Source organism: Sorangium sp. So ce1504 (assembly GCF_051521635.1).
GTDB classification, from domain to species: domain Bacteria; phylum Myxococcota_A; class Polyangia; order Polyangiales; family Polyangiaceae; genus Sorangium; species Sorangium cellulosum_B.
Genome location: NZ_CP150365.1, coordinates 10,543,879 through 10,557,518 on the forward strand (window position 1 = coordinate 10,543,879; position 13,640 = coordinate 10,557,518).

General features: G+C 72.7%; 14 protein-coding genes. 1 reads left to right on the top strand and 13 read right to left on the bottom strand.

Annotation, left to right across the window (positions count from 1 at the left end):
• Positions 1-141 precede the first annotated feature (141 nt).
• The 13 genes from ychF to trxA all read right to left on the bottom strand — a co-directional run bounded on the left by ychF (position 142) and on the right by trxA (position 12,549).
• Positions 142-1,233 (bottom strand): redox-regulated ATPase YchF, encoded by a 1,092-nt coding sequence (gene ychF, locus WMF39_RS39695; protein ID WP_437741654.1) that lies wholly within the window; start codon positions 1,231-1,233, stop codon positions 142-144.
• 111 nt (positions 1,234-1,344) lie between these two features.
• Positions 1,345-2,295, bottom strand: a complete 951-nt coding sequence (locus WMF39_RS39700) for a LysR substrate-binding domain-containing protein (protein WP_437741655.1) — start codon at positions 2,293-2,295, stop codon at positions 1,345-1,347.
• Between the two features lie 163 nt (positions 2,296-2,458).
• Positions 2,459-3,259 carry a formyl transferase gene (locus tag WMF39_RS39705; protein WP_437741656.1) on the bottom strand — a complete coding sequence of 267 codons (801 nt, stop codon included), beginning with the start codon at positions 3,257-3,259 and terminating at the stop codon, positions 2,459-2,461.
• A complete protein-coding gene (locus tag WMF39_RS39710; RefSeq protein WP_012239950.1) occupies positions 3,241-3,798 on the bottom strand; it encodes a hypothetical protein in 558 nt (185 codons plus the stop codon). The genes WMF39_RS39705 and WMF39_RS39710 overlap by 19 nt, the downstream gene beginning before the upstream one ends.
• Positions 3,795-4,901 (bottom strand): hypothetical protein, encoded by a 1,107-nt coding sequence (locus tag WMF39_RS39715; RefSeq protein WP_437741657.1) that lies wholly within the window; start codon positions 4,899-4,901, stop codon positions 3,795-3,797. Before WMF39_RS39715 ends, WMF39_RS39710 begins: the two co-directional genes overlap by 4 nt.
• Before the next feature lie 134 nt (positions 4,902-5,035).
• Positions 5,036-6,154: a DegT/DnrJ/EryC1/StrS family aminotransferase gene (locus WMF39_RS39720; RefSeq protein ID WP_437741658.1), complete on the bottom strand. Its 1,119-nt coding sequence runs from the start codon at positions 6,152-6,154 to the stop codon at positions 5,036-5,038.
• A complete protein-coding gene (locus tag WMF39_RS39725) occupies positions 6,151-6,825 on the bottom strand; it encodes an acyltransferase (RefSeq protein WP_437741659.1) in 675 nt (224 codons plus the stop codon). Before WMF39_RS39725 ends, WMF39_RS39720 begins: the two co-directional genes overlap by 4 nt.
• Complete coding sequence (locus WMF39_RS39730; RefSeq protein ID WP_437741660.1) at positions 6,822-8,483, bottom strand: hypothetical protein; 1,662 nt, start codon at positions 8,481-8,483, stop codon at positions 6,822-6,824. The genes WMF39_RS39725 and WMF39_RS39730 overlap by 4 nt, the downstream gene beginning before the upstream one ends.
• Positions 8,484-8,489: 6 nt before the next feature.
• Positions 8,490-8,762, bottom strand: coding sequence for a preprotein translocase subunit SecG (gene secG / locus WMF39_RS39735; RefSeq protein WP_104985237.1), 273 nt, complete (start codon positions 8,760-8,762; stop codon positions 8,490-8,492).
• Between the two features lie 98 nt (positions 8,763-8,860).
• Positions 8,861-9,703 (bottom strand): triose-phosphate isomerase, encoded by an 843-nt coding sequence (gene tpiA / locus WMF39_RS39740; protein ID WP_437741661.1) that lies wholly within the window; start codon positions 9,701-9,703, stop codon positions 8,861-8,863.
• The gene (locus WMF39_RS39745) at positions 9,700-10,935 is read right to left on the bottom strand and encodes a phosphoglycerate kinase (RefSeq protein ID WP_437741662.1); all 1,236 of its coding nucleotides are present in this window, start codon (positions 10,933-10,935) and stop codon (positions 9,700-9,702) included. The genes tpiA and WMF39_RS39745 overlap by 4 nt, the downstream gene beginning before the upstream one ends.
• Before the next feature lie 4 nt (positions 10,936-10,939).
• Complete coding sequence (gene gap / locus WMF39_RS39750) at positions 10,940-11,965, bottom strand: type I glyceraldehyde-3-phosphate dehydrogenase (RefSeq protein WP_272102749.1); 1,026 nt, start codon at positions 11,963-11,965, stop codon at positions 10,940-10,942.
• A gap of 260 nt (positions 11,966-12,225) precedes the next feature.
• On the bottom strand, positions 12,226-12,549 hold the full coding sequence (trxA, locus tag WMF39_RS39755; RefSeq protein ID WP_272102748.1) for a thioredoxin: 324 nt from the start codon (positions 12,547-12,549) through the stop codon (positions 12,226-12,228).
• Between the two features lie 362 nt (positions 12,550-12,911).
• Here trxA and WMF39_RS39760 point away from each other — a divergent pair, with 362 nt between their 5' ends.
• Complete coding sequence (locus tag WMF39_RS39760) at positions 12,912-13,634, top strand: polyprenol monophosphomannose synthase (RefSeq protein ID WP_437741663.1); 723 nt, start codon at positions 12,912-12,914, stop codon at positions 13,632-13,634.
• The last annotated feature ends 6 nt before the right edge of the window (positions 13,635-13,640 follow it).

A 13,640-nucleotide genomic window follows, 5' to 3' on the forward strand; every position in this document is an offset into this window, starting at 1 on the left:
CGCCGGCGGTCGTGGCCGGCACACCGCGCCTGCGCGAACGCCGGAGGAGCAACGGCGATGCCGCGCCGCCCGCGAAGCAGGGGCGCACCGGGCGCGCTCAGGGAGAGCGACGGCGGCGGGCGCGCTCGTGGGACGGACGGTTCAGACGTTGAAGAGGAAGTGCGCGACGTCGGCGTCCTGGAAGACGTACGTCTTGCCCTCGACGCGCAGCTTGCCAGCGGCGCGGATGGCGGCCTCGGTCCTGTGCTCGACGAGGTCGTCCACCTTGTAGACCTCCGCCCGGATGAAGCCCTTCTCGAAATCGGTGTGGATGACCCCCGCGGCCTGCGGCGCCGTACACCCGATCGGGATCGTCCAGGCGCGGATCTCCTTGGGACCGGCCGTGAAGTAGCTCTGGAGGCCGAGCAGCCGGTAGGCCTCGCGCGCGAGCGTCGAGAGCGCGGGCTCCTTCATGCCGAGGCTCTCGAGCATCTCCTTGCGCTCGTCGGGCGCGAGCTCGTTCAGCTCCGCCTCGAGCTTGCTGCAGACCGGCACGACGCCGCTGCCCTCGGAGGCGGCCCGCTCGCGCACCTTCGTCGCGAGCGGGCCCGTGCCGGAGACGTCGGACTCGTCGACGTTCGCCACGTAGAGGACCTTCTTCGCCGTGATCAGGCCGAACGTCTTCACGACCTTCCGCTGCTCGTCGTCGAAGGAGAGCCCACGGACGGGCTTGCCGGCCTGGAGCGCCTCGAGGCACTTCTCCATGAGCGCGATCTTCGGGAGGAGCTCCTTGTCGCCCTTGGCCTGCTTCCGCGTGCGCTCCAGCATCCCCTCGAGGGAGCCGAGGTCGGCCAGCATCAGCTCCGTCTCGATCGTGTCGATGTCGCGGAGCGGGTCGACCCCGCCGTCGACGTGCACGACGTCCGCGAGCGTGAAGCAGCGGACCACGTGGAGGATGGCATCTACCTCACGGATATGACTCAGGAATTTGTTCCCGAGCCCCTCGCCCGTGCTCGCGCCGCGCACGAGCCCGGCGATGTCGACCACCTGCACCATGGCAGGGATGATCTTCTCGGTCTTGATGAACTTCGCGAGCGTCGTGAGCCGGTCGTCAGGGACAGGGACGGCGCCGACGTTGGGCTCGATCGTGCAGAAGGGGTAATTCTGCGCCTCGGCCTTGGCGGCCGTCAGCGCGTTGAACAGGGTGCTCTTGCCCACGTTGGGCAGTCCGACGATGCCAACCTCGACGCTCATGGCGCGCACGTCTAGCACAGGCAGGGTCGCGCGGCCCGGCCCCGTGGGCAGCACCGCCGCAGCGCCAAACGCCAAACGAGATTCCCGGTTTGCCCGCGCCGCCGTCCGCCGTCAGCGCCGCGCGCGGCCGGGCGCGCGGAGGGCGCCGACGAGGTGGTCGACGAACGCGCGCACCCGCGCGGGCAGGAAGCGCGACGGGAGGTACACCGCGACGACCTGGCGGCGCACCGAGAGCCACCCGGCGAGCACCTCGCGCAGCCTGCCCGCGGCGACGTCGGGCGCGGCGAGGTACGCGGGCAGCTCGGCCAGGCCGAGGCCGGCGCGCGTCGCCTCGAGCACGGCGAGGACGCTGTCGCTCGAGAAGACCGCGGGCAAGCGCGCCGTCGCCGCGGCGCCGCCGGGCTCGACGAGACGAAACGCGACGTGCGACGCGCCGCCCGCGCCGTAGCGGAGCCCGGCGTGTGATCCGAGCTCCGCCGCGGCGCGCGGCGCGCGGTGGCGGCGGAGGTAGCCCGGGCTCGCGTAGAGCCCGCGCCGGTCGTCCTCGAGCGGCCGCGCGACGAGCTCGGCCGGGAGCGCGGAGAGCATGCGCACCGCGACGTCGATGCGCTCCTCGACCAGATCGGCGAGCCGATCGCCGCAGCGGAGATCCACGGTGACGCCCGGGTGCTCGGCCTGGAAGCGCGCGCAGAGCGGGGCGACGCGGCACGCGCCGTAGACCGCGGGCGCCGCGACGCGCAGCGGACCGCGCACCGCCTGGTCGCGCGCGGCGATGTCGCGCTCGAGCGACTCGACGTCGGCGAGGAGCTGCCGGCCGCGCGCGACGTACGCTTCGCCGAGATCGGTCAGCGAGTCCCGGCGCGTCGTGCGCTGCACGAGCTGCACGCCGAGCCGAGCCTCGGCGTGGGAGACGGCCTTGCTCACCGCCGAGGGCGTGAGACCCAGCCGCTCGGCCGCCGCGGAGAACGAGCGCAGATCCGCGATCGCCACCAGGAGCCGCAGGGCGTGCGCGGCCTCGGACGGGTCGATCGATGAACCGAGCTCACGAATCCTCGCCTTCACGCGCCGATTGTACGCTCCGGGGCTCAGGTTCACCGGTCGCGAAGCGCCGCGCGAAGGAGCCGCCGGATGAGGGCGCGCGGCGGGTCATCGACCCGGGGCCCCGGCGAGGGGGAGCATCTCGCAGCCGAGGAGCCGGCGGTGCGCGTGCGATGCGGGGGCGTGATCAGCGGGCGAGCGCCCGGAGCCGCCGCGCCGCGATCGCCGCGATCGCAGGGTGCAGCACGAAATGCTGGCGCCCCGCGTCGGCGGCCTGGGGGGCAGGCGTCAAGGTCCCGTCGCGCAGGCCGCGCACCGCGCGACACATGAGCTCGAGCCCGACGCGCTCGACGCGCCTCATCACGGCCGGGTGGTCGTCTCCGGGCTCGAGCGCGAACCGCTCGACCAGCAGGACGGGCCCTGTGTCGACGCCCGTGTCGATGAGGTGCACGGTGACCCCGAGCTCGGGCGGGCCGTCCTCGAGGAAGGGCCACAGCGCGACGTCCATGCCACGGTACCTGGGCAAGACGCCCGCATGGGCGTTGAGGACACCGATCCTGGGAATCGCCAGCAGCGGAGCGCGAAGCAGGCCGCCGCCCGCGAACACGATCAGGTCGGGCGCGGCGGCCCGGAGCGCGGCGAGCGACCGGTCGTCGTTGTGGTTCTGGACCACGTGGAACCGCGCGCCGATCGCCGCAGCGACGTCTCGCAGGGACGCCCCCGGGAGCCCCTCCTCGGCGGCGATGTCCCGCACCGATCGCTCCCCCTCGCGAGGGGACGAGAGGCTGCCGACCAGGACCTTGCCGGTGACCTTGGCGAGCACGCGGCCGGGCGTGGTGAGGCGAAGCTCGTCGCGGAGCCGGTCGAGCTGGTAAGGCGCTCGCAGCAGGACGTCGGTCAGCTCGATGCCGTCGGTGCGACCGAGCCGCCACGCGAGCAGCCGCGCGTACATGCTTGTGTGCACGGGCGCTAGGAGCGCGATGCGCATTGCGCCTCCAGCTCCGCGAGGGCGGATTCGACGTCGCGGAGCGCCGCAGCCCAGTCCGCGGCGACCTCGGGTCCGACCCGCCGCGACATCCCCGGCGCGAACCGATCCGCGAGCTTGAGGGCGGCGTTGAGCAGCCGCCAGTCGCGGCGCGCTGGCGCCTGCCGCGCGAGCAGCGAGCAGACCGCGGCGCGCTCACGCGCGACGCCGGCGCGATCCTGCGGCGGCTCGATCTCCGCCAAGGCGTCGCCGCGACGCAGCTCGACATGACGAAGCAGCCGCTCGAGCTCCTCGGCTCCCCGAGCGTCGCCTGCGGCGAGCGCCGCCTCGATGTCGGCGCACGCGCCAGCGCGCCACCGGCGCTGCTCCAGCGCCGGGCGGAGGGCGCCCTCGGCGCGCGCCGGCGCGGCGCGGGTCACCCCGGACGCCGCCCGTCGCAGCGCGGCCTCGAGGCGGCTCCGGCGCTCGCGCCCCCGGGCGGGATCATCGAGCCACACCGCGGCGGCGCGGACGCCCGCCAGCACGCGATCGCGCAGGGTCACGGCAAGCCCCCGTCGATCGCGATACGCACGCTGCTCCCGTCCAGCCCCACGAGCGCCTCTCCGCTCAACCAGAGATCGTCCTGACGCAGATGTCCAGACGGCAGCGTGAGGACACCGTTCTTGAACAACCAGTAAGGACTCCATCGATCCTTGCGGAAGCAGGCGAGCTCCCGCCAGGTGATCCCGTCGCGGCTCGCGAGGACGGCGGCCGTGTCGCGGTGAACCCCGGCGCCGCGCTCGACGACCGTGAGCGCGATGAGCACCGGACCTGGGAGCTGGGCCCCGTGCCACGCCGAGGCGGGGATCGCACAGCCCACCTCGAGGGCGAGCGAGCGTCGATCGGCGCGGCATGCATGGTTCTGCGTCACCTCGGAGTCGGTCAACCAGCACACGTGGTCCGCGGTGAAGAACAGCTGCACGGCGCGCCAGCGCTGCGTGCCGTCCCCGAACCTCTCGATCGTGCGGAACCAGTCGCGCGTTCGCCACAGGTAGCACTCGCCGTCGAGATCACCGGTGGTCACCCACGCCGCGCCGACGTCGAACGGGTCGGCGAAGATGCCATGAACATGCCGCACCGACCCCGCGGAGAACTCGTGGGCTACATCGACGCGGTCGCCGTCAGGGGCGACCCGGTGAACGCGCACCGGACCACGGCGCTCGTTCCTCGTGTACTCGCCGAGGTACGCGGCGCCGAGAGGGTCCTCCGCGATCCCGCGGTGCAGGACGCAGTCGCCAGCGATCGCGCCCAGCGGCGCCGGATCGCGCCCCTCCTCGAGCCGGTAAATCGTCCCCGCGCGAACCCCGATGACGACTCCGCGCGACGTGCGGTACACATTGCACTTGTCGGCGCGCGCCGCCCGGACGAGCAGGCGCTGGAACGCCATGGCGTCACGCGGCATCGCCGCGGGAAACCGGCAAAACGGCTCGAACGCGCCGACGCCGCGGGCGCGGCGCAGCACGACGCGCCCATGGCTCGCCCAGACCGTGCCGTCGGCGTCGAGGTGGTGCACGGTCGAGACCGCCGGAGCCCGCTCCCGTACAGAGACCCCCAGCGCGAGGTGATCGCTGGAAGGAGTCGGGGTGATGGCGCGAGCCGGCAACATCGTCAGCGCGGCGCACGCTAGCACCCGCTCGCGCGATCCGGCAAGCCGAAGCCCGGCGCCATGGCGCACGCGCGCCGCTCTCGACGCGAGGTGCAGCCGAGGTGCCTTGACGCCGCTGCGCCGAGGCGCCCGGCTCAACCGAAGAACGAGGCGATAGCGGCCGCCACGCGGGCGACCTCCTCGCCCGTGAGCTCGGGAAAGATGGGGAGCGCGAGCGTGTCGCGCGCCGCCGCCTCAGCGACCGGAAGGGAGCCCTCCGGCGGGCCAAGGCGCGCGAAGCAGGGCTGGAGGTGGAGCGGCGCGGGATAATAGATCTCGGTGCCGATGCCCTGCTCCGCAAGCGAGCTCCGCAGCGGATCGCGCAGAGAGGCATCCTTCAGGCGAATCACATACTGATTGAACGTGCGCCCCGCAGCGCCGGCGTCCGGCAGCGCGAGGGGCAGATCTCGCCCGCCGAGCAGCGCGGCATACCGCGCGGCGTGCTCGCGCCGCCGCTCGAGGAGCGCGTCGAGCCGCGGGAGCTTGCGCCGGAGGAGCGCCGCCTGGAGCGCGTCGAGCCGGAAGTTGCCGCCGACGCGGGTGTGATGGTGCTTCTTCCGAGCGCCCTGCGCCCTGAGCGCCCGGACGCGCTCCGCGAGCTCGTCGTGATCGGTGGTCACGAGCCCGCCATCGCCGAAACCGCCGAGGTTCTTGGTCGGGAAGAACGAGAAGCACCCCATGAGCCCGAGCGCCCCGGCGCGGCGGCCGCCGCGCTCGGCGCCGAACGCCTGGGCCGCGTCCTCGATGACCGGCAGGCCGCGGCCGCCCGCGATCGCGAGGAGCTCGTCCATGGGCGCGCAGCCGCCGAAGAGGTGGACGGCGAGGATCGCCCGGGTGCGCTCCGTCACGGCGCGCGCCGTGGAGGCGGGGTCGAGGTTCAACGAGCCAGGGAGCACGTCCGCGAAGACCGGCGTGGCGCCGGTGCGATGGATGGCGCCCGCGGTCGCGAAGAACGTGTAGGCGGGACACACGACCTCGTCGCCCGCGCCGACGCCGAGCGCCATCAGCGCGACGAGCAGCGCGTCGGTGCCGGAAGAGACGCCGATCGCGTGCCGGACGCCGAGGTACGCGGCGCACTCCGACTCGAAGGCCTCGACCTCCGGACCGAGGATGTAGTGGCCGCTCCGGAGGACCGACTGGAACACGGCGGAGAGCTCGTCCTGCATGGCGAGATCGCCGCGGGCCCGATCGAAGAAGGGAACAGGCGCGGTCATCCGTCGGTGTCCTCCGCGGAGAGGGGATCGCGGTAATGGCGCGTGGCCGCGGCGCGGGTCGTGGCGAGCGGCGCGTCCTCGTCGAGATCGAGACAACGGACGATGTCGCCGCGGCGCTCGTAGCGATAGCCGCTCTCGGGGCAGCGCAGGAGGCCGTCGCGCGAGGCGACGAGCTTGTGACCGTGGCGGCTCATCCAGCCGGTACGCCGGGCCGGCACGCCGGTGACGAGCGCATAGTCGGGCACGTCGCGCGTGACGACCGCGCCGGCGCCGACGAACGCATGGCGCCCTATCGTGACGCCGCAGACGATGGTGGCATTGGCGCCCACGGTGGCGCCGCGACGGATGCGCGTCGTGTCGAGGAACGCGCGTCGGTCGATCGGGGCACGCGGGTTGACGACGTTGGTGAGCACCGCGGACGGGCCGAGGAACACGTCGTCCTCGACCAGCGTGCCGTCATAAAGAGACACGTTGTTCTGGATCCGGACGCCATCGCCGATGACGGCGGTACCCGCGACGAAGACGTTCTGGCCGAGGACGCAAGCGCGGCCGATCCGCGCCCCCGCCGAGACATGGCAGAAGTGCCACACCTTCGTCCCCTCGCCGATGTCGCAGGGCTCGTCGATGCACGCAGACGGGTGCGCGAAGAAGGGCTTTGCGGGCTCGCTCATGGCGCCCTGTCCGCCGGGTGCGCGGGGCCCCTGGAGCCACCCTCCGGCAAGGCCCCGAGCGCGCCGCCTGCCGGCACCGGCCAGATCCCCCAGGCGCCGCGCGTCGCGAGCGGCGGGCCGGCGAAATCGATGACGGGCGGCCTGACGCGCCCGATGAGGTAGGCGGCGCCCAGGCCCGCGGCGCGGCGCGCGAGCGAGGCGGGGTCCTCGAAGCTCGAGCGGACAGGCGGATCACGGGGATCGATCGAGCGATCGGGGTGCACCCCCTCGGGACGCCCCAGGGCGGCGAGCGCCGCGAGGTGGCCATAGTCGACGACCTCGAGGAGGAGGGGCGCGGAAGGAGGCGTGAGCTCCGCGGCGGCGCGGCCGATGGCGACCTCGTCCCTCCGCGGATTGAAGTGCTCGCGGCGCAGGTGCGGGCGGAAGAGGGCGCCGAGGGCCAGCACCACCAGCAGCGCGCCGCCGAGGGCGCGCCGCGCGCCGGCCGAGGCGCCCCGGAAGGCGCGCGCCGAGAGATCTCCGACGGCGAGGGCGAGCAAGAGCAACGCGAGGAGGGTCGCTCGCTCGGGGTGGTGGGTGGGCGCGCCGTCGCGCACGAGGGCGAGCGAGAGCGCCGCGATCTGGAAGGCGGCGACGGCGCCGGGGAGCGCGTACGGACGGGCCGCGCGAAGGAGCGGTGGAAGCGGTCGGGCCGCCGCCGGCGCAGCGCCGCGGCGGGCACGCCATGCGACGAGGGCGATGGCGATGGGCCACACGAAGAGCTCCGGCTCCTCGCGGACCATCGCGGCAGGGTACGCGAAGAGCCGCAGCAGCGAGCCGTCGCCGCCCGGGCCGATCGCGTTGCGGTAGGAGGCGACGCGGGCCAGGAAATGCAGCGCGTCGCCGTGAGCGACGCGGTTCCACGCGATCCACGCGGCGGGCCCGGCGAGCGCGAAGAGCGCGGCGAGCGCGAGCTTCGCCTGCGCGCCGCGGCCCTGGCCGAGGCGGGCGGCAGCGAGCAGCGCCATCGCCGCGAAGGCGACGGCGACGGACCAGGGTTCGTAGCGGGAGAGCGTCGCGAGCACGAGCGCGAACGCGCCGAGGAGGGCGCGCCCAGCCGGGGGCGCAGGCCCGGCCGGCGGCGTGACGAGCGACGCCACCGCGAACAGCGAGAGGGCGGCGGTCGGCAGCTCGGGGACCGTCGCCACGCCGAGGCAAGCGCTCCAGGGGAAGGCGCCGGCGAGCAGCGCGCCGGCGAGCGCGGCGCGGCGGTCACCCGTGATCCAGCGGGCGGCGAGGTGGACGAGCGCGGCCGAAGCCAGGCCGAGGGCGAACGCGATGGCGCGGGCGACCTCGAGGGTCGGCGCGAAGAGGCGCCCAAGAACGCAGAAGAGCGCGCCGTTGAGCCAGAAAGGGACAGGCAGCCAGCTCGTCCCCGTCGGGTCGAGCCGGGGCGCGTGGGCCCACGCCTGCGCGAGGACCACGCGCGCGAAGTCGTCATCGCTCACCGCCCGGAAGCCGAGCGCGAGGACCAGGGCGGAAACGACCGCCTTGGCAAGGGCGACGAGGGCAAGGTCGCGCGCGAAAGGGACGGAGACGGCCGACGCCGCCTCCACGGACGGCCTCGCGTCGAGCGCCCTACCCGCTTCCCTCCCCGGCGCGGGGGCGGGCCCTAGCACGCGAGCCTACTTTTCCTGGGATTTCTCGAACTCGCGCAGCTCGCGGTCGCCTGCCGACGAGAGGTAGGCGAGCGACACGCTCGTCGCCATGAAGACGGCGGCGCAGATGGCCGTGAGGCGGGTCATGAAGTTGCCGGCGCCGCGGCCGCCGAACACCTGCGCCGTCGCGCCGCCCATGGCCGAGCCCATCCCGCCCCCGCGGCCCTGCTGGAGGAGCACGACGAGGATCAGGAACAGACAGACGAACACGTGCACGATGTTGAGGAACGTGTGAAGCATCGGCGTCTTTCAGCTGGGTGAGTCTGGACCGCGCGAGGGGTCCAAGGGGCAAGTGGGCAGGCCGGCGCTCCCGCGGCGAGACGGGAGCGGCCTGCGATCTACCCCTGTTCCGCGCGCTCCGCCAGTCGGTGAGCGGCGTCGACGATCTTGGCGAAGCCAGCGGCGTCGAGCGAAGCTCCGCCGACCAGCGCGCCGTCGATATCGTCCTGGGCGAGCAGCGCCTCGGCGTTGTCGGCCTTGACGCTGCCGCCGTAGAGGATGCGCGTGACGCCCGCGAGGTCCTCCGAGGCCTTCGCGAGCAGGCCGCGGATGAACGCGTGCACCTCCTGGGCGTCCTCGGCGCGCGCGACCTTGCCGGTCCCGATCGCCCAGACCGGCTCGTAGGCGATGACGCCGAAGCCGGGCTGCTTCGCGAGCTCGTCGAGGACGGCGCGGACCTGCCGCTCGACCACGGCGAGCGTCTCACCCGCCTCGCGCTGCTCGAGCGTCTCGCCGACGCAGACGATGGGGCGCAGCTCGGCGGCCATCGCCGAGGCGACCTTCCGGGCGACCGACTCGTCGGTCTCGGCGAACAGCTGCCGCCGCTCGCTGTGCCCGAGGATCACCCAGGTCGCGCCCGCGTCCTTGAGCATGCCCGAGGAGACCTCGCCGGTGAACGCCCCGGAGACCTCGGCGCTCATGTTCTGCGCGGCGATGCCGACCTCGCTCTTCGCCTCCGCGAGCTCGTGGGCCACGGCGGCGATCGCCGTGAACGGCGGAGCGACCACCACCTCGACCCGGGTGAGCTCGCGCGTCGCCTTGGCGACGGCCGCCGAGAGAGGACACGCGTCCTGGCCCCCGGCGTTCATCTTCCAGTTGCCGGCGATGAGCGGACGACGCGAGGCCGCCCGCGGGGCGGCGCCCGCCTCCGCGGACGTGCCCCCATCGTTCCCGGGCTTCACTCGCTCACCTCGGCCGACCGGAGCGCCTCGACGCCAGGGAGACGCTTGCCCTCGATGAGCTCGAGCGAAGCGCCGCCGCCGGTCGAGATGTGATCGAAGCCCTTGGCGATGTGCTCGCCGGCCTGCTTGACCGCCGCCGCGCTGTCGCCGCCGCCGACCACCGTGAAGCCGGAGGCGCCGCTCATGATGCGCGCGACGTCGAACGTGCCCTTGGAGAAGGCCGGCGTCTCGAAGAGGCCCATCGGGCCGTTCCAGAACACCGTCTTCGCCCGCTCGATCGCCTGGCCGAACTGCTCGATCGAGCGGGGGCCGATGTCGAGCGCCATCGTGCCCTCGGGGATCGCGTCGACGGACGCGGGCGCGCCCTGCGTCGCGTCGATGCTCGTGGCGACGACGGCGTCGACGGGCAGGAGGAGCTGGATGCCCCGATCGCGCGCCTTGCTCATGATCGTGCGCGCCAGCGGGAGCTTGTCCTCCTCGATCCGGCTCTTCTGCAGGTTCTTGCCCTGCGCGGCGAGGAAGGTGTTCGCCATCGCGCCGCCGATGCACAGGGTGTCGACCACGTTGAGGAGCGCCTCGACGACGTCGATCTTGTCGGAGACCTTGGCGCCGCCGAGGACGGCGACGTAAGGCTTCTCCGGGCGATCGACGAGCCGGGTCAGCGCCTTGAGCTCCTTCTGGAGGAGGAGGCCGGCGGCGCGCTCGCGCATGAGGCGCGGCAGCGCGTGCACCGACGCGTGGGCGCGGTGCACGGCGCCGAAGGCGTCGTCGACGTAGACGTCGCAGAGCTCGGCGAGCTGGCGCGCGAACCCCTCGTCGTCCTTCTCCTCCTCCTCGTGGAAGCGGAGGTTCTCGAGGAGGCAGATCTGGCCCGCCCTGAGGTCGTAGATGACCTTCTTGGGCGAGTCGCCGACACAGTCGTCCGGCAGGTGGACCTCGTAGCCCGTGAGCTCACTGAGCCGCCCCCCGCACGGCTCCAGCGAGAGCCCCTCGGTCTTGCCCGGCTTCGGGCGGCCGAGGTGCGACGCGAGGATCACCTTCGCGCCCGCCTCCATGACGAGCTTGATCGTCGGGATCGCCTCGCGGATGCGCGAGTCGTCCGTGATCTTGCCCGTCTTCTTGTCGAGCGGGACGTTGAAGTCGACGCGGATGAAGACGCGCTTGCCGCTGAGGCCAGCAGCGTCCCCGGCGGCGGCGAGGTCTTCGACGGAGCGGATTCCGGTGAGCTTCACGGCGCTAGACGCCCTTCCTCGCCACGAGCTGCGCGAGGTCGATCATGCGGTTCGAGAAGCCCCACTCGTTGTCGTACCACGAGAAGATCTTCGCGAAGCGATCGCCGAGGACCGACGTCATGGTCGAGTCGAAGGTGCTGGACGCGGGCGAGCCGATGAAGTCGCCCGAGACGAGCTCCCGATCGGTGTAGTTGAGGACGTCCTTCATCGGCCCCTGCTCGGCGGCCTGCTTCATCGCGGCGTGGATGCTCTCCTTCGTGATCGGCTTCTCGGTCTCGAGGGTGAGGTCCACGAGCGAGACGTCGACCGTGGGGACGCGGATCGCGAGCCCGTCGAACTTGCCCTTGAGCGCCGGGATGACCTCGGACAGCGCCTTCGCGGCGCCGGTGCTCGAGGGGATCATGTTGACCGCGGCGGCGCGCGCGCGGCGCAGGTCGCCCTTGCGGTGCGGGATGTCGAGCAGGTGCTGGTCGTTCGTGTACGAGTGGACCGTCGTCATCAGGCCGCGGACGATGCCGAAGTTGTCGAGCATCACCTTGGCGATGGGGGCGAGGCAGTTCGTCGTGCAGGAGCCGCACGAGATGACCGTGTGCTTCTGCGCGTCGTAGAGCTCGTCGTTCACGCCCATCACGACCGTGAGGTCGTGGCCCTTGGCCGGCGCGCTGATGATCACGCGCTTGGCGCCCGCGTTGATGTGGCCGGCGGCCTTCGCCTTGTCCGTGAAGAGGCCCGTGCACTCGAGGACGATGTCGACGCCGAGGCTCTTCCACGGCAGCTCGGCCGGATCCTTCAGCGCGAGGACCTCGATCTTCCGATCGCCGATGCTGATGTGCTTGTCGCCGTGACCGACCTTCGCCGCCTTGAACTCGCGGTGGATCGAGTCGTACTGGAAGAGGTGGGCGAGCGTCGCCGGATCCGTCAGGTCGTTGATGGCGACCAGCTCGATATCCTTCACGCCGCGCTCGTAAAGCGCGCGGACAATGCAGCGTCCGATGCGCCCAAAACCGTTAATTGCGATCTTCGTCGCCATCACGAACTCCTGGGAAAGTGGCCGGCGCGAGTCGTAGTCACCTCGCGCGCGACGGTCAAGCAAAGCCTCAGCCACGGGGCGCCGGCGACGTGGAGCGCCGGCGGCGGCGGGGCCGCGGCCGGCTGGCCGGAGCGGCGCCTCGCCGGGAGGGCTTTCGGTCGGTATTTGGGGTGGTTTCGGTCTGTGGGAAGGGGAGCGCCGGCGCGCTCGGGCTCTGTCGCGCCGGGCGCTGTCACGCCGGCGTCACGCGCGGCCGCGGATCAGACGCCGAGCTCCCGGAGGAGCTTTTCCTTGCTCGCGACGCCGGTGTACGAGCCCGCCTTCTCGCCGCCCCGGAACAGGATGCACGTCGGAACGGCGCGGACGTTGTATTTCTGGGCGAGCTTGGGCGCCGCGTCGATGTCGAGCTTGCCGACCTTCAGCGTGCCCTGGGACTCCTTGGCGATCGTCTCGACGATCGGCGCGAGCTGCTTGCAGGGTCCGCACCAGGTGGCCGTGAAGTCCACGAGCACCGGGATCGGGGAGTTGATGACCTCGGACTCGAAATTCTCGTTGGTGAAGGTGACGACGTGCTCGCCTGCCATGATTGTCTCCGTCGGTGCCGCGCTGTTCATGTTCGGGGCCGCGCCTGTCGTGCGCGGGGCGCGCCCCGTGAGTTGACCGAGGCCGCGCCGGCCTGTCGGCCCGATGCAGAGCGGACCGCCCTGTCGGGAAAGGAAAGTACCCGGCGCGCACGCCTCCGGCAACCCACAAGGCGCTCGCGGCGCACCCGCGGAACCTTCCGCCTGCGCCGTCGTTTTGGTAGATCGCCCGGCGCCGGAGCGCCCGTGCTGGCCGACGCAGCGGAGGCCTGAGCGCGAGCGGACGCCCGCGGACCTGGCGCGCGACGCTGCACGGCGCGCACGATCCCGCGTGCGAGCGCCCGCTCGCGCGGCGCCGAGCCAGGATGGCCCCCCGAACCCTCATCATCACGCCGACGTACAACGAGCGAGACAACCTCGCCGAGTTCGTGAGCTCCGTCCTCGCGGCGGCCCCGGAGGCGCACGTGCTCGTCGTCGACGACGCGTCGCCCGACGGGACAGGCGCCCTCGGCGACGAGCTCGCCGCGCGCGACGAGCGCGTCCGCGTGCTCCACCGGGCGGCGAAGCGCGGGCTCGGCACGGCCTACCTGGAGGGCTTCCAGCGCGCCCTGGACGGCGGCTACGACGTCGCGTTCGAGATGGACGCCGACCTCTCGCACGACCCGCGCCACCTGCCGGCGTTCCTCGACGCGATCGCGCAAGGCGCCGACGTCGTGCTCGGCTCGCGCAACATGCCGGGAGGCGGCGTCGAGGGCTGGGGCCTCGGGCGGCACGTGCTCTCGAAGGGCGGCTCCCTCTACGCGCGGACCATCCTGGGCGTCGGCATCCGCGACCTCACGACCGGCTACAAGGCGTTCACGCGGCGCGCGCTCCTCTCGCTCGATCTCGGCAGCGTGCGCTCGAACGGCTACGCGTTCCAGATCGAGACGACCTACCGCGCGCTGCGCAAAGGGCTGCGCGTGGTCGAGGTGCCGATCGTGTTCGTCGACCGCCGCGCAGGCCGCTCGAAGATGAGCCGCCGGATCTTCGCCGAGGCGATCGTCGAGGTCTTCCGCCTGAAGCTCGACGCCGCGCGCGGTCGCATCTGATCGCGC

Coding starts and splice junctions, on each gene's coding strand:
- ychF (WP_437741654.1), bottom strand. CDS start 1,233: ATGAGCGTCGAGGTTGGCATCGTCGGACTGCCCAACGTGGGCAAGAGC.
- WMF39_RS39705 (WP_437741656.1), bottom strand. CDS start 3,259: ATGCGCATCGCGCTCCTAGCGCCCGTGCACACAAGCATGTACGCGCGG.
- WMF39_RS39715 (WP_437741657.1), bottom strand. CDS start 4,901: ATGTTGCCGGCTCGCGCCATCACCCCGACTCCTTCCAGCGATCACCTC.
- WMF39_RS39720 (WP_437741658.1), bottom strand. CDS start 6,154: ATGACCGCGCCTGTTCCCTTCTTCGATCGGGCCCGCGGCGATCTCGCC.
- WMF39_RS39725 (WP_437741659.1), bottom strand. CDS start 6,825: ATGAGCGAGCCCGCAAAGCCCTTCTTCGCGCACCCGTCTGCGTGCATC.
- secG (WP_104985237.1), bottom strand. CDS start 8,762: ATGCTTCACACGTTCCTCAACATCGTGCACGTGTTCGTCTGTCTGTTC.
- gap (WP_272102749.1), bottom strand. CDS start 11,965: ATGGCGACGAAGATCGCAATTAACGGTTTTGGGCGCATCGGACGCTGC.
- trxA (WP_272102748.1), bottom strand. CDS start 12,549: ATGGCAGGCGAGCACGTCGTCACCTTCACCAACGAGAATTTCGAGTCC.
- WMF39_RS39760 (WP_437741663.1), top strand. CDS start 12,912: ATGGCCCCCCGAACCCTCATCATCACGCCGACGTACAACGAGCGAGAC.